Annotated in this window: 23 protein-coding genes and 1 riboswitch; of the genes, 16 read left to right on the top strand and 7 right to left on the bottom strand. The window is 39.7% G+C overall.

Annotated elements, in window-relative coordinates; genetic code table 11:
- Positions 1-323: 323 nt before the first annotated feature.
- Positions 324-423: riboswitch (purine riboswitch) on the top strand.
- A gap of 118 nt (positions 424-541) precedes the next feature.
- The gene (gene xpt, locus NSQ64_RS11795; RefSeq protein ID WP_144679449.1) at positions 542-1,126 is read left to right on the top strand and encodes a xanthine phosphoribosyltransferase; all 585 of its coding nucleotides are present in this window, start codon (positions 542-544) and stop codon (positions 1,124-1,126) included.
- On the top strand, positions 1,123-2,442 hold the full coding sequence (gene pbuX / locus NSQ64_RS11790; RefSeq protein WP_039165638.1) for a xanthine permease PbuX: 1,320 nt from the start codon (positions 1,123-1,125) through the stop codon (positions 2,440-2,442). The genes xpt and pbuX overlap by 4 nt, the downstream gene beginning before the upstream one ends.
- A gap of 64 nt (positions 2,443-2,506) precedes the next feature.
- Here pbuX and NSQ64_RS11785 read toward each other — a convergent pair whose 3' ends face one another.
- Positions 2,507-3,361: a polysaccharide deacetylase family protein gene (locus NSQ64_RS11785; RefSeq protein WP_341016661.1), complete on the bottom strand. Its 855-nt coding sequence runs from the start codon at positions 3,359-3,361 to the stop codon at positions 2,507-2,509.
- Positions 3,362-4,040: 679 nt separating this feature from the next.
- Between NSQ64_RS11785 and NSQ64_RS11775 the strand changes: the two genes are divergently transcribed.
- The 7 genes from NSQ64_RS11775 (at position 4,041) to NSQ64_RS11745 (ending at position 11,835) form a co-directional block, all read left to right on the top strand.
- The gene (locus NSQ64_RS11775) at positions 4,041-4,547 is read left to right on the top strand and encodes a GrpB family protein (protein WP_341016660.1); all 507 of its coding nucleotides are present in this window, start codon (positions 4,041-4,043) and stop codon (positions 4,545-4,547) included.
- 317 nt (positions 4,548-4,864) lie between these two features.
- The gene (locus tag NSQ64_RS11770) at positions 4,865-5,962 is read left to right on the top strand and encodes a type III polyketide synthase (protein WP_024718542.1); all 1,098 of its coding nucleotides are present in this window, start codon (positions 4,865-4,867) and stop codon (positions 5,960-5,962) included.
- Positions 5,962-6,471, top strand: a complete 510-nt coding sequence (locus NSQ64_RS11765; protein ID WP_341016657.1) for an isoprenylcysteine carboxyl methyltransferase family protein — start codon at positions 5,962-5,964, stop codon at positions 6,469-6,471. Before NSQ64_RS11770 ends, NSQ64_RS11765 begins: the two co-directional genes overlap by 1 nt.
- 64 nt (positions 6,472-6,535) lie before the next feature.
- Positions 6,536-6,643, top strand: a complete 108-nt coding sequence (fbpC, locus tag NSQ64_RS11760; protein WP_306172627.1) for a Fur-regulated basic protein FbpC — start codon at positions 6,536-6,538, stop codon at positions 6,641-6,643.
- Positions 6,644-6,774: 131 nt separating this feature from the next.
- Positions 6,775-10,368, top strand: a complete 3,594-nt coding sequence (locus NSQ64_RS11755; protein WP_341016655.1) for a dynamin family protein — start codon at positions 6,775-6,777, stop codon at positions 10,366-10,368.
- 41 nt (positions 10,369-10,409) lie between these two features.
- Positions 10,410-10,673: a YpbS family protein gene (locus tag NSQ64_RS11750; protein WP_268382747.1), complete on the top strand. Its 264-nt coding sequence runs from the start codon at positions 10,410-10,412 to the stop codon at positions 10,671-10,673.
- Between the two features lie 274 nt (positions 10,674-10,947).
- Positions 10,948-11,835, top strand: coding sequence for a 5'-3' exonuclease (locus tag NSQ64_RS11745; RefSeq protein ID WP_341016653.1), 888 nt, complete (start codon positions 10,948-10,950; stop codon positions 11,833-11,835).
- A gap of 40 nt (positions 11,836-11,875) precedes the next feature.
- Here the strand turns inward: NSQ64_RS11745 and NSQ64_RS11740 are convergent, their stop codons facing one another.
- Genes NSQ64_RS11740 through NSQ64_RS11730 form a run of 3 tightly spaced genes read right to left on the bottom strand, consistent with a single transcriptional unit; the run spans position 11,876 to position 13,132 of the window.
- Positions 11,876-12,001, bottom strand: a complete 126-nt coding sequence (locus NSQ64_RS11740) for a hypothetical protein (protein ID WP_008346357.1) — start codon at positions 11,999-12,001, stop codon at positions 11,876-11,878.
- A 44-nt stretch (positions 12,002-12,045) separates the two neighbouring features.
- Entirely contained in the window at positions 12,046-12,441 is a 396-nt protein-coding gene (locus NSQ64_RS11735; protein ID WP_017359712.1) for a reverse transcriptase-like protein, read from the bottom strand.
- Position 12,442: 1 nt separating this feature from the next.
- Complete coding sequence (locus tag NSQ64_RS11730; protein ID WP_007500834.1) at positions 12,443-13,132, bottom strand: queuosine precursor transporter; 690 nt, start codon at positions 13,130-13,132, stop codon at positions 12,443-12,445.
- A gap of 94 nt (positions 13,133-13,226) precedes the next feature.
- Between NSQ64_RS11730 and NSQ64_RS11725 the strand changes: the two genes are divergently transcribed.
- From NSQ64_RS11725 to NSQ64_RS11715, 3 genes are all read left to right on the top strand, one after another.
- Positions 13,227-13,898: a ribonuclease H family protein gene (locus NSQ64_RS11725; protein ID WP_047946658.1), complete on the top strand. Its 672-nt coding sequence runs from the start codon at positions 13,227-13,229 to the stop codon at positions 13,896-13,898.
- A 1-nt stretch (position 13,899) separates the two neighbouring features.
- Positions 13,900-14,082, top strand: coding sequence for a zinc-finger domain-containing protein (locus tag NSQ64_RS11720; RefSeq protein ID WP_008346366.1), 183 nt, complete (start codon positions 13,900-13,902; stop codon positions 14,080-14,082).
- Between the two features lie 172 nt (positions 14,083-14,254).
- Positions 14,255-14,437, top strand: a complete 183-nt coding sequence (locus NSQ64_RS11715) for a hypothetical protein (protein ID WP_008346368.1) — start codon at positions 14,255-14,257, stop codon at positions 14,435-14,437.
- Between the two features lie 51 nt (positions 14,438-14,488).
- Here the strand turns inward: NSQ64_RS11715 and cspD are convergent, their stop codons facing one another.
- Positions 14,489-14,689, bottom strand: a complete 201-nt coding sequence (gene cspD / locus NSQ64_RS11710; protein ID WP_003215784.1) for a cold-shock protein CspD — start codon at positions 14,687-14,689, stop codon at positions 14,489-14,491.
- A gap of 267 nt (positions 14,690-14,956) precedes the next feature.
- Between cspD and NSQ64_RS11705 the strand changes: the two genes are divergently transcribed.
- Entirely contained in the window at positions 14,957-15,658 is a 702-nt protein-coding gene (locus NSQ64_RS11705; protein WP_331831833.1) for an AIM24 family protein, read from the top strand.
- A 35-nt stretch (positions 15,659-15,693) separates the two neighbouring features.
- On the opposite strand, the gene NSQ64_RS11700 is transcribed toward NSQ64_RS11705, so the two are convergent.
- Complete coding sequence (locus NSQ64_RS11700; protein ID WP_007500831.1) at positions 15,694-16,845, bottom strand: diglucosyl diacylglycerol synthase; 1,152 nt, start codon at positions 16,843-16,845, stop codon at positions 15,694-15,696.
- Between the two features lie 227 nt (positions 16,846-17,072).
- A complete protein-coding gene (gene metA, locus NSQ64_RS11695) occupies positions 17,073-17,981 on the bottom strand; it encodes a homoserine O-acetyltransferase MetA (protein WP_008346374.1) in 909 nt (302 codons plus the stop codon).
- Positions 17,982-18,119: 138 nt separating this feature from the next.
- On the opposite strand from metA, the gene NSQ64_RS11690 reads away from it, so the two are divergent.
- From NSQ64_RS11690 to NSQ64_RS11680, 3 genes are all read left to right on the top strand, one after another.
- A complete protein-coding gene (locus NSQ64_RS11690; RefSeq protein WP_341016646.1) occupies positions 18,120-19,802 on the top strand; it encodes a formate--tetrahydrofolate ligase in 1,683 nt (560 codons plus the stop codon).
- A 74-nt stretch (positions 19,803-19,876) separates the two neighbouring features.
- A complete protein-coding gene (locus NSQ64_RS11685; RefSeq protein WP_007500827.1) occupies positions 19,877-20,359 on the top strand; it encodes a glutathione peroxidase in 483 nt (160 codons plus the stop codon).
- A 2-nt stretch (positions 20,360-20,361) separates the two neighbouring features.
- Entirely contained in the window at positions 20,362-20,985 is a 624-nt protein-coding gene (locus tag NSQ64_RS11680; RefSeq protein WP_341016644.1) for an HD domain-containing protein, read from the top strand.
- Position 20,986 lies beyond the last annotated feature (1 nt).

Raw genomic sequence — 20,986 nt, 5'->3', positions numbered from 1 at the left:
GATCAGAAGGGTGCTTCAGCGTGTAGACAAACCCTCGCATTCGTTGTCAGGGTCTGCGCGCCGGTGCTCACGAATGTTAAATTCGCTCTGCTCCGGTGCTCGCCCTTCCTAGACTGCAAAGGTTTTCTATCACGCTGAAAAGAAGACAAAGGGCTAAAATAAAGTTCATTTTAGCCCTTTGTCAACAATCTGAGACACCCTTTAATCAGAAGGGTGCTTTTTTGCTGGTTGAATATTCTAAAAACGAACGTTTAAAGCTTAATGATTATTTAAGTTCGGTATTTTTCTAGAAAAGTGCTTTCCAAGCGTCTGAAATCTTGTTATAATTTGAACACTATAACACTCATATAATCGCGTGATGAAGGCACGCAAGTTTCTACCGGACACCGATACCGTCCGACTATGAGTGAGCAAAATGAAACAGCTTTTGTATGAGCTGAAGATCCCGTGGATCGTTTTCGCATTGCTTGCTCCTTAATGGACAGCAATGCTTTTTTTATGCAAAAAAATGAAAGTTGCTAATATGCTGGGAGGAAGAATGATGGAATTGTTACGTCAAAAGATCGAGAACGAAGGAATCGTTCTGTCAAATCAAGTGCTAAAGGTAGATGCTTTTTTAAATCATCAAATTGATCCTGTGTTAATGCATGAGATCGGTCAAGAGTTTGCTAGATTATTTAAGCATGATGGAATTACTAAAATTATCACAATCGAATCTTCTGGTATTGCACCTGCTGTCATGACTGGACTTGCCCTTCATGTGCCAGTTGTTTTTGCCCGAAAGCGGCAATCACTGACTTTAACGGATAACCTTTTGACAGCAAGTGTGTATTCTTTTACCAAAAAAGTAGAAAGTACGATCGCTGTCTCTAACACGCACCTTGGTGAGGACGATTGTGTGTTAATTATCGACGACTTTTTAGCAAATGGAGAAGCCGCTAAGGGACTAGCTGCAATCGCAAAGCAAGCGAAAGCAAAAGTAGCTGGTTTTGGAATTGTTATCGAGAAATCATTCCAGCCTGGAAGAAAAGAGCTTGTGCAAATGGGCTATAGAGTCGAGTCACTCGCACGTATCGAATCGCTCGAGGAAGGAAAAGTCACGTTTGTACGCGAGGTACAATCATGAGTGCCGCTAAAAAAGCCAAAACACTTTCGCTAGGGATACAGCATGTACTGGCGATGTATGCAGGTGCGGTTCTTGTCCCGCTCATTGTTGGAGATGCGCTTGGGCTCACGCCAGCCCAGCTGACGTACTTAATTTCGGCAGATATTTTCATGTGCGGTGCCGCCACACTGCTTCAAGTATGGAAAAACCGCTTTTTTGGCATCGGTTTGCCTGTTGTACTAGGCTGTACATTTACTGCGGTATCTCCTATGATTGCGATTGGCTCTAAATATGGAATTTCGTCTATATATGGAAGTATTATCGCCGCAGGGTGTATTGTCATTGCTCTTTCATTTTTCTTTGGGAAGCTTGTGAAATTCTTCCCGCCCGTTGTCACAGGTTCCGTCGTCACGATCATTGGAATTACCTTAATTCCGGTAGCCATGAACAATATGGCAGGTGGTGAAGGAAGTGCAGACTATGGTTCTTTTGAGAATCTTGGACTTGCTTTTCTAGTGTTGTTTATTATTGTCCTTCTCTACCGATTTACAAAGGGATTCATGAAAGCCATTGCTATCTTAATCGGCATTCTACTTGGGACAGCAGTGGCTGCTTTCTTAGGGAAGGTGGAGACGGCAGAAGTGGCGAATGCACAAGTTTTCCGCATCATTGAGCCTTTTTACTTTGGGTTGCCTACTTTTGAGTTTGCACCAATCATGACGATGACATTAGTTGCCATTGTGTCATTAGTCGAATCAACGGGTGTATACTTTGCGCTCGGAGATTTAACGAATCGTTCATTAAAAGAGAAGGATTTAGCAAAGGGATATCGTGCAGAGGGAATTGCCGTCTTATTAGGCGGTATCTTCAACGCTTTTCCATACACAGCCTACTCCCAAAACGTTGGATTGATCCAATTAACAGGTGTGAAGAAAAATCAGGTCATTGTGGTGACAGGTGTATTATTAATGGTATTTGGCCTTTTTCCTAAAATCGCGGCATTTACAACGATTATTCCTAAATCCGTTCTAGGCGGTGCAATGGTCGCCATGTTTGGCATGGTCATTGCGTACGGGATTAAAATGCTCTCACGCGTCGATTTTGCAAAACAGGAAAACTTGCTCATTGTCGCATGCTCAGTTGGCATCGGGCTCGGAGTAACGGTGGTACCGCAAATGTTTGATCATTTGCCAGAATCGATTAAATTGTTAACAAGTAACGGAATCGTCGCCGGAAGCTTTACCGCTATTTTGCTTCATATTATTTATCACATGATTCCTTTTAAAAAAGAAACAGAGCAGGAGCTAATGGAAGAACCTAAGCAATCTGTTATGTAAACACTTCTCTTGGAGAGGTGAAAGCCCGCATCCTTTGGATACGGGCTTGTTGTGATTAGTGCTATTAATGTTGTACCGGCGGCATTGTTTCGTTAATGACTGCAAATGTATAGCCCCTTGCTTTTAGTTGTGTAATCAGGCTATCTAAATAGTTCGTGGTAGAGGGTTGATCATGCATTAAAATAACTTTTGGTTCCCATGGTTTATTTTTCTCAAACATTTCCAGTTGATTCAATACCTCTGGAACATATTGTGAGTTTTTATATCTCCAGTCAAGGCTATCAATCGTCCAATCCCAGTAAATAAAGCCATTTTGGTTTAAACGTACTTTTTGATCATATGTTAAATTTGGAACACTGCCATAAGGTGTTCTCACAAGACGGGTGTAAACGCCTGTAACAGAAGCAAGAATGAGCTGAGCTTCTCTCATTTCATTTGCGGGAGACTCACTGTTTTGATAAAAGCGGTTTATATCATGCGTCATGCCATGAAGCCCTAATTGATGTCCTTCTTGATAAAGTCTTTTCACAGCTGCTTGGTGAGCTTGGATTTGCGGTCCAAGCATGAAGAATGTCGCCTTCACTTGATGTGCTTTTAAGACATTTAACAGCTGATTTGATGTAGCAGAAGGGCCATCATCAAATGTTAAAAAGACCGTTTTATTCGTTGTCTGTTGGTTTGGATTGGTCCTAAATTGTTGATCCAATGTTCTTGTAGAATGATCTTTTGCTTTCAGACTGATACTTGTGTCTCGGAAGTCACTGTTAGTAACAATTGTTGCTTGCCCATTTGTCGCCTGCAAATGGGGTTTAGACATATCCCAGATAAAAACGAGAAACAGTGTAAGAAGCACTAAACCAATTATCTTCGAGAGAAATATCGTGTTGTAGGGTGTCTGTTTTTTGGACACCTTTTTCATGACAATCACTCCAGTCAATTAAATTTTGTGCCGAATCATGTAGTAGATTCTGTCTTTTTTCACTGTTTTTCATGGTGTTCATATTGATTAAGTATACAGGAAAAAACCCCCTTTTCATAATATAATCATCAAATAAATTAGCATTTTATGGTTATTTATTTGTGTTGATCAGAAAAAAGGTGATCCATTCATGTTTAAATGAAACAATTCTGAATAATGATCGAAACGTTGATATTTATACGCTAAGTTAGCAACAGATTTAACCATTAATGCGAAGTGAAAGGAGATTCCGTATGAAAGTGTTGTATAATGACGATTTCATTGAAAAAAGGGTGCTCATGTGGATATTGGAGATAGAGGCTAGCAATCGCGAAATACATAGAGAAAAGTCCTCCCCTACAAAATAAAGAAGAAACAAAAGAAAGCAAAGTCAGTATAACTGAATCAGAGATTGGCTACTATGTAAAAGGTGAACGTGAAAAGTCATTTGCTTATTCCTTTCATACAGCACTTAGGTGAGAGTGAATTGTTAAGAATCGTATTGAATGACATCAACTAAGAAATAGATCTAAACGAATAGGATGATTGTTGAAATCTGTCTGCTCTCTCCATATGGGACTTATGATAAAGTTGGTTTATTAACATTCTCCAAATGGGTGTTAAAAGGTGGGATAAGTAAATGTTAGGATTACCAAGAGGGGAAGTCTTTTTAGTTCCTTGGTCTATTGAGTGGACAAAAGAATTTGAAAGTGAAAAGCGAAAGATAATAGGTGATATTGGTCAATACATAATCAATGTACACCATATTGGAAGTACAGCAGTAAAAGGTTTAAGCGCTAAGCCAATTATTGATATTGCAATTGAAATAGAACATTTTTTTGATGGAGAAAAATGTGTAATAGCGTTGGAAGGACTCGGTTACTCATATAAAGGAACAAACGTATTACCTGAAAGACACTACTTTAATAAAGGAGAACCACGAACACATCAAATCCATATGTACCAAAGACATAATAAGTATTTACTTGAACAGTTAAATTTCAGAGATTACTTGAGAAATAATGAGCAAGCTAGAAGTGAGTACCAACAGCTTAAACTTAAATTATCAAGATTACATGGAAATGACAAACACAAATACGCACATGAAAAAACTGATTTTATTAAGTCAATCCTTGAAAAGGTTTAGGTGAGGGTTTGCTCTTTAGATGTTCATAATAGAGGTCATTCACAGAGGAACTCCCATAACGGAGTTCTTTTTTTTTTCATTAAATCGCCATTATTTTTGAACATAAATTGCATAAAAAAAGCAGGTTCGCTTGGCTTGGAACGAACCTGTGAAGGAGGAAAACTACATCATGTTTTCACTTATATTATCCAATATTTATCAATTGTCGTCAAGACAAAAAGTTAGACGGAGGAAAATATTTTGACTGAATTGTGTCGTTTTGGCATGTATATCCTTTTTTTGATTGGGGATATTAACCGAAAAAAGAGGTGAAGCCGATGGCATACATTCTTTCAGTTGGAACAAGTCTGCCAAAACATCATGTGGATCAGCAAGCAGCTGCTCAATTTGCAAGGTCTCAATTTAAACGATCGTTTAAAGATATTGATCGGCTATTAAAAGCTTTTAATAATGGCGAAATAGAGAGCAGGCAGTTTGTACAGCCTATTGATTGGTATCAAGAACATCACTCTTTTGAAGAGAAAAATAATCTCTATGTCGAAAAAGCATTGGCTCATGCGAAAGAAGCCGTTTTTCACTGTCTGCATGAAACAGCGTTCCTTACAATGCCAGTTCCTTTTGATGAGATTGATGCTTTGTTTTTCATCTCCAGTACAGGGTTATCAACACCAAGTCTTGATGCAAAGCTGATGAATGTTCTTCCATTTTCTCCTTATACGAAACGAGTGCCAATTTGGGGGTTAGGATGCGGGGGCGGGGCGGCAGGCTTATCTCGAGCTTATGAATACATCAGGGCGTATCCAGAAGCGAAAGTGCTCGTTGTTGCCTGCGAGCTTTGCAGCCTCACTTTTCAGCCGCAAGATCAATCAAAAAGCAATTTAATTGGAACCTCGCTGTTCGGTGATGGGACTGCGGCCGTTCTTTTAACTGGAGAAAAGGCTGCCTCTAAGTATACGCGGTTAAAAACAGTACCTAAAGTGCTTGGCACGCAGTCAGTGACCATGAAAGATTCTGAGGATGTGATGGGATGGGATTTTACCGCCGACGGATTTCGGGTCATCTTCTCACGTGACATTCCGTCCATCATTTCTGGATGGTTAAAAGAGCAAGTGGATCAATTTTTACATCAGCTAGGGTTTTCAACAGAGGATGTATCCGTTTTTCTTGCTCACCCTGGAGGAAAAAAAGTGATTGATGCCTATCTTGAAAGCTTATCTTTACAAGAGCATCAGCTATTTTCTTCAAAAGAGGTTCTGAAACAGCATGGAAACATGTCCTCTGCCACTGTTTTATATGTCATGAAGCATTTTCTTGAACATCAGTCACTAGATGCAGGACAGGTGGGGCTTTGCGGAGCACTTGGTCCAGGCTTTTCGTCAGAATTATTGCTCATGAAATGGGAGGGGCTCTCGTGATGATTTTCTGGATAGTGATTGGCATTTTCATTTGTCAGCGTCTCATTGAAATGCTTGTGGCGAAAAGAAATGAAAAGAAAGTGAAGGCGCACGGAGCGATTGAATTTGGTGCAAGCCATTATCCTTATATGGTCGCTATGCATGCAGCTTTTTTCCTCTCGCTTATTGGAGAGACATGGCTGCTGCATCGTCAACCGTCTCGTTTTTTCCTATTGCTGCTTGTGTTTCTGTTTGCGACCCAGGTGATTCGGTACTGGGCACTATGTTCACTTGGAACGTTTTGGAATACAAAAATCTTAGTCGTTCCAAATGCGTTGATTGTGAAAAAGGGGCCGTATCGCTGGTTAAAGCATCCTAACTATGTGGTGGTGGCGATTGAACTGATGTTCATTCCGCTGTTATTTAACGCATTTATTACTGCCATTTTGTTTACGTGTTTAAATGGATGGATGATGATGGTCAGAATACAAACAGAGGAAAAAGCACTGAATCAGTATTTACTAAATTAATATTGAAAATCATTATCAATTGTGCTACACTTTCATTAATGATAAACATTCTCAATCATGAAGGATGGACGGTGATCACATGACAATGATTTTCTTACTCGGTACGGTCTGTGTATATAGCTTATTGATTGGCTTCGTATTAAAAGGTGTTTCAAAAAAATCTGCTTCCTGATTGCAGTCCATTGTGACTGATCGGGCAGCAGATTTTTTTATTTCCTCAGATGAGAAGAAAAATCTCTTTATTTTGTGTAAAATGGTACACATACATAACTGACTTTTCTAAAAACAAAGGGGTTTATCGTCATGAAAGACTTGTCTATTCGACATTCGCTCGTTCAAACTACAGGTGCTTTATATCAAAGCCTTCTGAAAAGGGATGATCACGAGCGCGCAGCCAAACTTGCATCTATTATGAAAAAGGAAGCTGAAGAAGAAGTATATATCGCATTTACCGGCCACTATTCTGCTGGTAAGTCATCACTAGTGAATCATCTTCTTCATGAACACATCCTGCCCACAAGCCCAATTCCAACGAGTGCAAACTTGGTTGTTGTCAGGAAAGGGGTCAGTGAAGTTCAGCTCCATACGTCTGATGGACGTTTTGCAAAAATGAGCGGTTCTTATGATAAAGAAGCGGTGCAGCGTTTTTGTAAAGATGGGGAACAAATTGAGATGGTGGAAATTAGCGGTGATTATAGTGGACTTGAAGAAAAAGTGGCACTCATTGATACACCGGGAATTGATTCAACGGATCATGCGCACTTTTTATCCGCTGCTTCTATTCTTCATCAAGCGGATGCTCTTTTTTATGTCGTTCATTATAACCATGTCCATTCTGAAGAAAACATTCGCTTCATTCGCTCGATTAAGGAGAAAGTGCCCAATCTTTATTTCATCGTCAATCAAGTGGATCGGCATGATGAACAAGAGACAACTTTTGAAAACTACAAAAAACAAGTCGTTGAGATGCTTTTAAAAGAAGGCATTGAAGAAGAACATCTATATTTTACTTCTGTGACGGATGAGGCACACCCAAAAAACGAAATGATCCGTTTAGTGAAGAAACTACAAGAATTACAAACCATGCCTAAAGCATCACTTCGAGCCTATACAGAGCAGAAAATCGAACATGTTTTAAAAGAACATATAGACTCTTTAAAAGAAGAACTGCATGAAGAGGACCTTGACGCGCAGCTTCAAGAAAAAAGGAATGAAGTGCAAGAACTAGAAGAGAAACGCCGATTTATTGAAAATGGTGCAAAGCAGGTAGAAGATGAAGTGTCTTCTGAAGTAGAGAACATCTTAAAAAATGCAAACCTCACGCCATTTAAGATGCGAGAGCTTGCAAGTGACTATATCGAATCAAAAGCACCTGGCTTTAAAGTAGGTTTACTTTTTGCAAAAAATAAAACCGAGCAGGAAAAGGAAAAGCGGGCAAATGATTTCTTAGCAGATGTAAAAAAGAGAATGAAAGCGGAAGTTGACTGGCACATTGCCGAGCTCCTCAAAAAAGAAATAAAACAGCATCAGCTTGGGGAAGCGTTATTAGACAAAGCCATGGCATTTGAGACACCTGTTGAAGAATCCTTGCTTGAAAAGGTCATTCACCAAGGGGCAACTTTTTCTAACGAATATGTTCTTAAATATGCGAAAGATGCTGGTGAAGCATTGAAAAGACAGGCGAAACAGCAAGCGCTTCAATTGATTGAACAGATGATTGAAACCTTGAAAGACCAGCTCAAGAATGAACAGGAGAAGCAAGAGGAAAAATGGGAGCAAGCGAAACAAGAGCTTCAGAGCCTTGAGGAGTATAACGAAAAAAATGAACAAATAAGACAGGATATTCAGCATTTATGGGATATTTGGCAAAACGGAACGGATGAGCCTATCCCAGGTGACTGGTTTTATGCGAAAAAGCAATGGATGCAGCACGACCAGCTGGAGAAGAATCGCGCATCAATTCATGTTGAAGAGAGCGATCAAGCTGCTGAACGGACAAAGCGCGATCAATACCGTCAATCGCAGCATTTAACAACAGCACAATCGATTGCACAATTTAAAGAGCTTTCCCGCATTTTATCGCCTTTAGATATTCTAAAGTCTCAAAGAGATTCCTTTGAAAAACGAACAGAACGGCTGCAGGCAAAAGAATTTACACTCGCATTATTTGGCGCTTTTAGTTCTGGAAAATCTTCTTTTGCCAATGCGCTTGTTGGACGGAAGGTGTTACCATCATCTCCTACGCCAACAACTGCGACAATTAACAAACTGACACGACCTACGGAAGATCATCCTCATGAAAGTGTTAAAGTGGTGTTTAAAACGAAGCAGGACATTCTAGAGGAACTCGATCAGATTCTTGGATTTTCGATCACAACAGAAAAAGGAGATTCGTTTAAGGCAAAGCTGGAAAGAGTGCTGAAAAAACGGCAGCTCGAACAGGATCACCGAATCATTGTAGAACATTTTCTACAAGCCTATGCCAAGTTTCATGATGACATTGACAACCAAACCAATTTACATGTCACACTTCAAGAATTAAAGCCTTATGTAGCGGAAGAATCTGTTTCTTGTGTGGTGAAGGAAGTGACGGTGTATTTAAGTACACCTCTGACAGATAAAGGGCTGACGATTGTCGATACACCAGGTGCAAGCAGTATGAATAAGCGTCATACAGAAATCGCCTTCCAGTATATGAAGGATGCAGACGCCCTTCTTTATTTAACGTATTATCAGCATTCTTTCTCAAAAGCTGATCGCTCATTTTTACGGAAGCTTGGACTCGTAAAAGATTCCTTTAGCATGGATAAAATGTTCTTTATCATCAATGCAGCTGATTTGGCTAAGGATCAAGCAGAGCTTGAAACCGTATTTGACTATGTACGAAGCGAGCTCACAAAAGAAGGCATCCGCAATCCAAACCTGCATCATGTGTCTAGTAAGGAAGAGATCGAAGGGAAAGAGCCGACATCGTATAATCAATATGCAACACTGAGAAAACAGCTCGACTATTTTATTGAGGAAGAATTAACGAAAGATGCCATTGAACTTTTGCATTTTGAAGCTAGTACATTATGTACAACGGTCGATAGACTACGTGCGACCTTGCATCAATCAGAAGATGAGAAAGAAGCTGAAAAGAAAAACATCAAGACATCCTATGAAGCCATTCTCGAAAAAATGCAAGATGTGAAACGGTCTAAACTTGTGACCGAAAGCGTAAAAAAAGACGTGCATGAACAGCTCTATCATATTGTACAGCGGCTTTCATTATTTGCGAATGATCTATTAAAGTCGGCTTTTTATCCTGGCATATCTCAAGGGAATTTTGGTCAGCAGTTAAAAAAGGCACTTGAGAAAGCGTTAAAGGAGTATGAATTTGAATTTGTGCAGGAGCTCAAGGCACTTGATATCCGAATGGAATCGTTTATCCATCATTATTTCCAGGAGGAGTGGGAAAAAGGGATGCAGGCTGCATGTGCGGAAGATCCTTACTTTTCTCTTAGCTTGTCAACCCCTGAGGAGAAAAATGCTGAGCTAAAACAAATTGAAGTCGAAGCAGAGATTACACCATTTGAGCCGCTTTTAAAGAAACAAAAATCAGCGAAAGCCTTCTTTGAACAAAATGAAAAGGCTACGTTTATTGAAGCAATTCGAGATGTTCTACATCAAATGACAACACGTTGGGCAGATAACGAAAAAGAAGAGTTGCTGAGCAGATATGAAAAGCTAGTGAAGACCTATACGGAAAGGTACGAACAAGATGCTCTCCAACAGCTCAATGAGCAAAAACAGACATTTATGACGAGCCTTACAACAGATGCTGAAAAACAGGCGATCATTGAACAAGTTTATGAACAAATAAATGAATGGAAGAACCAGTTGAAAACGATATGATTCATGGTAGACTATATAAAAAAGAAAGCAGTTGATAGACGATGACGAGCGTACACGAAGAAATTTCTGCACATTCACAGAAACAACATGCCCACATCCAATCTTTTCTTGCACTTGAACAAAAAAGAGAGCAGGCGATTGAATCGGCTGTGAAAAAATGTGAACACAATGAACCATTTTCAACAGATGAGATCAACGCCATTACGTCTAAAATGAATGAGCTTGCCCGAGGCGGAATTGTTCCGCTTCGTAAACATGTCACGATTGAGATGGTGGAGGAATACGCCCAGCGTAAACAGAAATAAAGAGTAACTTTCTCATTTTTGGTCATCTTAACAAATGAACCAGAAAGGGGAATGATCATGGCAAAAAAGCAAAACGTAAAGCAGCAGGAGGAGCGCATGCCGAAGGAAAAAGGCATGCCATCCTACGCAGAAGCGGAAACGAAAAAAATGCAATATGGTAAAAAGTAATCGGGCTGCCTCTTCTTTATCAAAAGAAGAAGGCGCCTTTTTTATGTTCGTTTCAATGTTCTATGATAGAATAGGAGTATTGTTTATAAAAAGGGAGTTTAGATGAATGAATAAACACGTACTACTTGTAGATGGCATGGCACTTCTTTTTAGGTCGTTTTATGCGACGGCTGTCCATCGCAATTTTATGATAAATGATCGTGGTGTGCCGACAAATGGAGTGAATGGGTATTTGAAGCATTTGTTAACAGCTGTCCAAACATTTGAGCCGACTCATATCGTATGCTGCTGGGATATGGGGAGCCAGACATACCGGAACGAATTGTTTCAAGATTATAAAGCCAATCGAGGCGAGGCGCCTGTTGAGCTTATCCCACAGTTTGATTTAGCAAAAGAGGCGACAGAAGAACTTGGGATCATGAACATTGGTGTGAAAGGTTTTGAAGCAGATGATTGTATTGGAACGCTTGCATCTATCTATCAAAACGAAGCACATGTGACCGTCTTAACAGGAGATAAAGATTTGCTGCAGATCTTGAATGAACAAGTGACCGTGGCTTTAATGCAAAAAGGCATCGGGAATTATAAGCATTATACAAAAGCCCTTTTTGAAGAGGAAATGGGCATATCTCCAAAGGCGCTGATTGATATGAAAGCGCTGATGGGTGATGCTAGCGATAATTACCCTGGTGTAAAAGGAATCGGCGAAAAAACAGCATTGAAATTTATTCAAACGTATCAAACGATTGATCGACTGTTAGAAAATGTTCATGCATTAACGGCAGCTCAGCAAAAGAAAATGCAAGCAGGATTAGAAGATCTGAAGCTTTCTCGTATACTGGCAGAAATTAAATGTGATGTACCACTCAGCTGTCCGATTGACGAAACAAAAATAAAAATGGACCCAGAGCGGGCAGCGGCAATGCTTCGCTTGCATCAAATTAAAGGGATCGAACCAATGCTTAACCGCTTAAGTCAATTAGGAATCAGTTAAGGTTGTTCTTATGTAGAAAAGAAACAAAGGGCTACATGTATTAGCCCTTTGTGTTGCTTTTTTTCGCCTTATTTTCTAATTGCGATATTGGCTGTTTATCTTTTGTCTGCGCATCACCTTGAGGAGTCGTTCCGTTTGTGACACGGCCTCTGTTCTCTTTATCCAATTCCGTATCACCTCACACATTAGCATAACCAAAAGAAAAGCGATTCATCCTTTTGAAAGGTGAATCGCTTTTCTAGCGAGCTGATCAGCCACTTGATTTTCCTTGCTCGGAATCCACTTAATGAAAAATAAATCAAATTCGCTTTGAAGCTGCAGCATTTCTTCGATAAAATGACGAAAAGATGGATTTTTAGCAAATCCTGCATTGGCTGCACGGTCCACTACTTGTGAATCAGTGCGGAATGACACGGTCCGTAATCCTTTTTCTACGCAAATTTTCATGCCTTCAATGAGCGCGGAAAACTCTGCTTCATGATTGCTCATGATGCCAAGAGGAATGGAGAAAGACTCAGCTTTTCCGTCATATTTCAAGAATATGCCGATGCCAGATGGACCTGGGTTTCCGGCACTAGCACCGTCAATATATATTTCAGCTGGCAATTTATTTCCCCCTTTCATCAATCGGAACCATTTTTTTCGCCGCATAGGCATAAGGTGTGCCAATGGCAGCGACGATAAATTTAATCACATAAGTCGTGATGAAAATTTCGATCCATATATGGAATGGGTAGGTCCCAAGAAAGGCAATGGTTGTGAAAACGAGTGTATCAAGTAGCTGGCTAATCATTGTACTCCCCGCATTTCGCAGCCAGAGCGCACCGTCTGAAGGAAATATCCGGCGAATAAACGAATATACATAAACATCTAACATTTGACTGATGATATAAGCAGCAAGACTACCAAGAGCGACCCTTGGCATAAAGCCAAATATCGTTTCTAATGATGATTGGGAAATGTCAGATGGAGCGGGATGGAAAAGCAAAGCCTCCTGCATGACAACAGTTAATGTTAAAAGGGTGGCAAAACCAATCCAGACAGCTTTTTTCGCTTCGGTTTGTCCATATTTTTCATTTAGGACGTCCGTTGCAAAGAACACACTGCCATATAAAATGTTGCCAAGTGTTGCTGTTAAGCCAAATAATTCAACGGTTTTGACCACTTGTAAATTGGCAGCAACTGTTGCAAAACCAATCCATACGAAAAGCCCCATCTTGCCAAATCCTTTATAAAATAGAAGAACAATGATAAAATTAATGATCGCAAATAAGATCCAAATACCTTCATTAAACAAGTGACATGAACTTCCTTTCTAAATGTAAAATGTAACTTTTTGATTATAGCATAACGAACGTTTACCTTAAAAGCACGGGAAGGCGATGTGATCAATGAAACTAAGAGCGCACTATACAATGAAAGTGAAATCGATTGGGTCCATTGCTTTTTTCCAAGAAGATTGGATGGAGCTCAAAGAGGCCTTGCTTTTAGCAAAACATATAGACAAAAAAGAACCGCAGTCACTTCTATCATTTGAAGATGAAAAGGGTGCGATGTGGTCGATGAAAGAACTTGAAAAGCTAAACGAAGAACTTAGGCTTGAACCCGATCAGCTTCAGGTCTATTTTGATGCGAGTTTTCGCAAAGAAACAGGTGATGCTGGGCTTGGAATTGTCGTGTATTATCAGCTCGGACAGGATGCATACCGGTTAAGGAAGAATCACCCTTTTCAGAGCACCACGAACAATGAGGCAGAGTATGCGGCTTTATTTGAAGCGGTAAAAGCTTTAAAAGAACTGGGAGCCAGCAGAAACTCTGTTACGATTAGAGGAGATTCTCTTGTTGTGATGAATCAGCTCAAAGGGGAATGGCCTTGTTATGATGATATACATAACAAATGGCTCGACCGAATTGAGGCTGCGATCAAAGAGCTGAAGCTCACGCCAACATATGAAGTCATCGATCGTAAACAAAATGCAGAAGCAGATCAGCTTGCCAGACAGATACTTGCAGACGTCCCTATCGAAAGTAAGTTGAAATTAGAAGCAGACGGAGCTGAATAAAGTGGATAAAAAAACAGCAGTAAAAGAATTAACAGATCTTCAAGACACGTATTGTTCAGATTGCTTGATTAAAAAGCACTTTCGTAAAGAATTTGGCAAAAAATACGCCCACTCCTTTTGTATACAGCAATGCACGGTAGGAGAGAAGATCAAACAATACGGGAATGAATTACTCAAAAAATAAGCGTACACTCCGGTTTTCCCCTAGATGTATCACGCGTTCACGAAAAAAAAACGAATAGAATGTGTAAAAAAAGAACATATTCTGAAAAATGAGCCGATATAACTATAGAAAGTTTTGGTTGAGTTACTTTTTGACTAAGTGACGGATAATAGAGGAAAAGGGGAAGGCCGGCATGGATAATAAGGATTTTGAAACGGTATTACATCGGACATTTCAAGAGGTGTACAGTGATCTAGAGCAACTGGTAGATGTAGCAAAGAAGGGAAGACCTTTTCTCGAAAAAGATATTTCTGAAATTGAACAACGACTGAAGCAAAATATTTTAGCGATTGAAATTCAGCTGAAAATCAAATAAGAGAGGCATACGCCTCTCTTTATTTTGTCGTTTCATCATTGATTGAGTTGATTAGATTTTTGTTACGTTTGCAGCTTGAGGTCCACGATTACCTTCAACGATTTCAAAAGAAACTTCTTGTCCTTCTTCTAGAGATTTGTAACCGTCACCTTCGATAGCTGTGAAGTGAACGAATACGTCGTCTCCGCCTTCAACTTCAATGAAGCCGAAACCTTTTTCATTATTGAACCATTTTACTTTACCGTTTTGCATATTGCTTTTTCCTCCTAGTACTGTAGCACACCTTTTGGCATACTAAAAAAAATTTTTCATCACCTAACGACTTAAGAAGTTGTTAAATGATGGTTCCACTATACACCATCAAAAGTAAAGCGTCAAGCAGGCAAGCCAAATTTTGAGCAGAATGTTTGATTTTTTTGTTTTTTTAGTGAATGACATTTATCTATAAAACGTCCTAATCTCATGAAACCTAACGTATAACTTGTCCGTATATAGTAAAAATACAGAAAGAGGTGCGTCATGAATCGTTACACAATTGAGGAGTTTGTTCAGAATACGCAGCAAGAAGACAAAGGGGAAGGGGTCTTTGAACTTGAAACACCAAGATTGTTAGAAATTAATTTAACGGATACCATTTGGGCAAAAACGGGCTCCATGGTTTCATATCGCGGGAAAATAAAGTTTGAACGTGAAGGTGTGTTTGAACACGGTGTGTCAAAGATGTTCAAAAAAATGTTAACAGGAGAAGGAACTTCTTTGATGAAGGCCACAGGTGATGGGAAATTATATGTAGCAGACCAAGGGAAAAAAATCTCGATTCTTCGATTGGCTCAAGGGGAGTCTATTTTCGTTAATGGAAACGACTTGCTCGCATTTGAACCGTCTGTTCGGTGGGATATTAAATTAATGAAAAAGGTGTCTGGCATGCTTGCAGGCGGATTATTTAATGTCAAACTTGAAGGACCAGGTCTTGTGGCAATCACAAGTCATTACGAACCGCTGACGCTGATTGTTCAGCCAGGTGATTCTGTTTATACAGATCCGAATGCGACGGTCGCATGGTCAGGAGATTTGCAGACTGAATTTGTGACAGATGTATCGTTCAAAACGTTTATTGGCAGGGGAAGCGGAGAGTCCATTCAAATGAAGTTTAGCGGAAGCGGCTTTGTTGTCGTGCAGCCGTTTGAAGAAGTGTATACAACGAATGGAAATCAAGGTTAAAAGAAGAAAGGTGTCCGTCAATGACGGACACCTTTTTATGATAATGCTTGAGCATACGATTTGTTGCTCATGATCAGATCTGATTGTTCGACGATATCTTCTAAAATGGTTTGAGAAGACTGTTTTAAGTGTAATTTTTTGATGTTTTGTTTCATGGATTCTAATTTTTCTTCGTCTTGCAACAAGTTGGTGACAGATTCTAAAATGTCTTCGTGTCTGTTGATGACAATGGCAGCACCGTAATCTTCAAAGAAAAGAGCATTTTCTTTTTCTTGTCCTGGAACAGGTTTGTAAAGAATAACTGGGACACCAATTGCTGTTGCTTCTGTTAATGTAATTCCGCCCGGTTTTGTAATCATACAGTCCGTTACTCTGAACAATTCATCAATTTGTTCCACATATCCAAGCGCCTTCAATTGATTTGGGTGTGCTTGTTCAAGTTCGCTAAGCGATTGCTTCAGCGCTGCATTCTTACCGCACACAACAACAATTTGTACTTCACTGTCAAGAAGTAGTGCTTCACACAGTTCCTTCACATTTTTTAGTACACCATGGGCACCCGCCATAATGAGAAGGACTTTTTTGTCTGATGATAATCCATATTTTTTATAGATGATCGATTTAGGCACGTCTACTTCAAATTGTGGTCTAATCGGAATGCCTGTTACCTTGACATCGCTTGGATGTGTGCCGATTTCTACTAGCTTTTGTTTCACATAATCGGTTGCAACATAGTATCGGTCAATGTTTTCATGTACCCAAATTTTATGAAGACAAAAGTCTGTCATCACATTAAATGTTGGAATGACTTTACCTGTTTTGTTTCGGTATTCAGGTACAACAATCATCGGGAATGTAATGATGATGATATCTGGATTGTGTAATTGAATTAATTCATCAAGACGCTTATTTCCCATCTTTAAATAAATGTTAAATTTGCGTTTATTGTAAATTTTATCTACACCGTAATAAAACAAGCGATAAAATTGTTTCCCAATGGAGAAGCTCTTTAAATATAAATATTGAGTCACTTCGGACACAATGGGATTTGATTCTTGATACAAATTAGAAACTATCACATGTTCAAACCCTTGGGATTTGCATTCATCATACAGTGTTTTTGCAACCTGCATATGTCCATTTCCATAATTTGCGGTCAAGATTAATATTTTTTTATTGGTATTCAAGAATATTCACCTCAAATGTAATCAACAACAACAAAACTTCGTACGAAACTATAAATCTCATAGGTCTACATATACATAAAGATAACATATAAACAGCGAGAGCATATCATTCGTTACGAAAGAATTAAACTAATTTTAAAAAACAAACAGACTAAATTGATAATGGAAGACAGAGCCATTTGTATTTTAACACATTTTAAGCATTTATCATCAGACTACAGTCTATTTTATTCCCACACATATGGTGTTTCTTGATAAACATAGTAATTAAGCCAATTCATAAACAGCAAAGTGGCATGGGCTTTCCAGCGGTTCACTGGGACTAATGTGTCTCCATCTTCTATAAAATAGTGGACGGGTTTTTTGACTGTATCATGTTTCAACAAATCTCTTTCATATTCCTGCTTCAATGTATCTGTATCGTATTCAGGATGTCCAGTTAAAAATACTTGTTTATCATCATCTGAAACAATTAAACAAACACCAGCTTCCTCAGACGTGCTCAATACTTTTAGATTCGGCGTGTTTTTTAATTGTTCTGTATTAATATCTGTATGCCTAGAATGTGGGACATAGTATACTTCATCGAAACCTCTTACTAATCTTTCTTTTTTCTCTTTGACAAGATGCTCAAAAACACCGAATTTTTTCTCTGGAAGCTTGATTTTTTCAATGCCATAATGATGATAAAGACCAGCCTGTGCCCCCCAGCATATATGGAGAGTAGACGTCACATTCGTTTTACTCCAGTCCAAAATGTCCTGCAGTTCTTTCCAATAGGAAACTTCTTCGAAAGCTAAATGCTCAATTGGTGCACCTGTAATGATCATGCCATCAAATTTTTTATGGCGAATCGAGTCAAAGGTCGTATAAAATTCATCTAGATGCTCTCTCGATGTATTCTTCGGTGTATGTGTACTTGGAATCAAAAATGTAAAATACACTTGCAAAGGAGAATTTCCGAGCATTCTCAGCAGCTGCGTTTCAGTTTGTATTTTTTTTGGCATTAAATTTAAGATCACGATATTCAAAGGACGGATATCTTGTTTGAATGCCCTTGTCTCATCCATGACGAAAATGTTTTCGCTCTCTAGTATTTGTTTTGCCGGCAGATGAACTGGTATGTTAATAGGCAACTCGCCACCCCCTGAACCAAAGCTAATTTCACTTCATTATAGGAACTTTCTGGCGATATTTCAATGTTTCAATTATGTTACAATGAAAAATAGAGCAAAAAAGAAAGCTGTTTCTGTCAAAAAAGGAGGCCATTAATCATGATCACAAAGCATTTATCAGATATTGAGATTGCCCAAAAGGCAAAGCTGAGACCGATTCAAGACATCGCAGCAAAATTACAAATACATGACGAAGAATTAGAATGCTATGGTTTCACAAAAGCGAAAATATCTTTGACTATTTTTGACCGTTTAAAGGAACAAAAAGAAGGAAATGTGATTCTTGTGACTTCGATCAACCCAACGCCAGCAGGTGAGGGGAAGTCCACCGTAACAGTTGGCCTCGGTCAAGCCTTCGAGAAAATCGGGAAAAAAGCGATCATTGCCATGCGTGAACCTTCACTAGGTCCCACTATGGGTATTAAAGGCGGTGCAGCTGGCGGCGGATATTCACAGGTGTTGCCTATGGAAGAAATCAATCTTCATTTCACAGGGGATTTTCATGCGATTACATCTGCACATAACGCTTTATCTGCTTTTATTGATAATCATATCCATCACGGAAATGAGCTTGGGATCGACGCACGCCGAATTGTATGGAAACGAGTGTTAGATTTAAACGATCGTGCTCTAAGACAAGTGGTTGTAGGACTTGGCGGTCAATTAAATGGGTACCCTAGAGAAGATGGGTTTGATATTACGGTTGCATCCGAAATGATGGCCATCCTCTGTTTAGCAGACGACTTAAACGATCTAAAAAAACGTCTTTCTTCTATTGTTGTTGCCTACAATCAAGAAGGTGAACCGGTCACAGTTGGAAATCTAGGATATGAAGGCGTATTAACCTTGCTTTTAAAAGATGCGCTGAAACCAAACCTTGTTCAAACGATTGAAGGAACTCCAGCCCTTGTTCATGGTGGTCCTTTTGCCAATATTGCACATGGATGCAATAGTTTAATTGCCACAAAAATGGCGGCAAAACTAGCAGATTACGTCGTAACAGAAGCGGGATTTGGTGCAGACCTCGGCGCGGAAAAATTTCTTCACATCAAAACAAGAGCCGGTGATTTTAAACCAGGCGCTGTTGTCATTGTAGCAACTGTCAGGGCGCTTAAAATGCATGGCGGAATGCAGAAAACAGAGCTCAAGGAAGCAAATGCACAGGCTGTATTAGAAGGTATACATAATTTAGAGAAGCATATTGAAACAGTGCAAGCCTTCGGCCTACCATACATCGTTGCAGTGAACCGTTTTATTACCGATACAAAAGAAGAAATTCAAGCAATAGAAAACTGGTGCGAAACGAATGGACATCCAGTCAAAGCCGTCAATGTATGGGAAGAAGGAGGAGCTGGCGGCGTAGCACTTGCCGAAGAGCTCACGACACTAATTGAAAAGAATGAAAACAGCTTTTCTTATTTATATGAGGAGCAAGATTCCATTGAAGAAAAGTTGTCAAAAGTCGCCAAAGTGGTTTATGGTGCAGACGGCGTCAACCTTACATCAAAAGCAAGAAAGCAGCTAGCTGCAATTGAGAAAAATGGCTGGGCCCATTTGCCGGTTTGTATGGCAAAAACGCAATATTCACTATCGGATGATCCGGCTTTAATCGGCAGACCAAAAGGCTTCACCGTTACGATTCGGGAGTTAAAACCATCTGTAGGAGCAGGTTTTATCGTTGCACTAACGGGAAGCATCCTGACCATGCCAGGTCTCCCTAAAAAACCTGCGGCACTTGAGATGGATTTATTAGAAGACGGCAGTGTGACTGGACTCTTTTAGCAGGAAGCATAAAAAGCGATTTTCTAAAAGAAGCATGTTACGATAGGAAAAAGTGAATCCTAGGAGGCTATGAGATGTCAATTTATGATATTCAGGTCAAGACCATTAACGGTCAGGAAAAATCAATGGCAGATTACAAAGGGAAAGTACTGATCATCGTGAACACAGCGAGCAAATGTGGACTGACCCCTCAATTTAAACAATTACAAGAGTTATACGATCAATATCATGAAAAGGGCCTTGAAATTTTAGGATTTCCGTGCAATCAATTTATGAATCAAGAACCAGAAGGGGAAGAAGCAATTCAAGAATTCTGTTCGTTAAACTATGGTGTGACCTTCCCGATGTTTGCAAAAGTAGATGTCAATGGTGACAATGCGCATCCGCTTTTCAAATACTTAACGAGTCATGCGAAAGGTGTGCTTGGTACAAAAACGGTGAAATGGAATTTTACAAAATTTATCGTTGACCAAAACGGAGAAGTGACTGAACGATTCTCTCCTAAAACACCACCAAAAGAATTAGAAAGCTCCATTATCGCTCTTTTGGAGAAATAAGCATGTATTCGAGTAAGCAGCAAGAACAATTGGAGGCAGCTGCCTCCTTTGTTTCAAAACAGCTAAAGAATGAACCGACTGGACACGATGAAGCTCATATCAATCGTGTTCGCCAGCTTGCCGTCCATATTGCACAACAGGAGGGCGGGTCGCTTTTTGTCATTGAAATGGCAACGATTGTCCATGATGTAATTGATGACAAGCTGTCTAGTGAATGGAAGCTTTCACCGCATGATCTTAAGCAGCAGCTCCTTTTGTGGGAAGTGGACATGCGAGATATTCGCTATATCATGGATATCATTACAACGATGTCTTTTCGTCACCGGCATATGCAGCATAAGCCAGTGACATTAGAAGGGGCCATTGTTCAAGATGCAGATCGACTGGATGCAATAGGTGCAACCGGGATTGCAAGGGTGTTTACATATGCAGGTGCAAAAGGGGAGCCTCACTATACAGAGGGTGCTCACCAAGGCACAGTACTTTTGCATATGCAAGACAAGCTGCTTCAATTAAAAGACTTGATGAACACACGTGCTGGAAAGCAGCTGGCTCATGAGCGGCATGAGTTTATGTGTCTATTTATTAAGACATGGAAAGAAGAATGCGGCCTTACAGATGAGTAGG

The organism is Bacillus sp. FSL W8-0183 (genome assembly GCF_038006825.1).
Classification (GTDB): Bacteria; Bacillota; Bacilli; order Bacillales; family Bacillaceae; genus Bacillus; species Bacillus altitudinis.
Note: the sequence above shows the minus strand (reverse complement) of the source record. Positions and strands in the feature narration are given on the sequence as shown.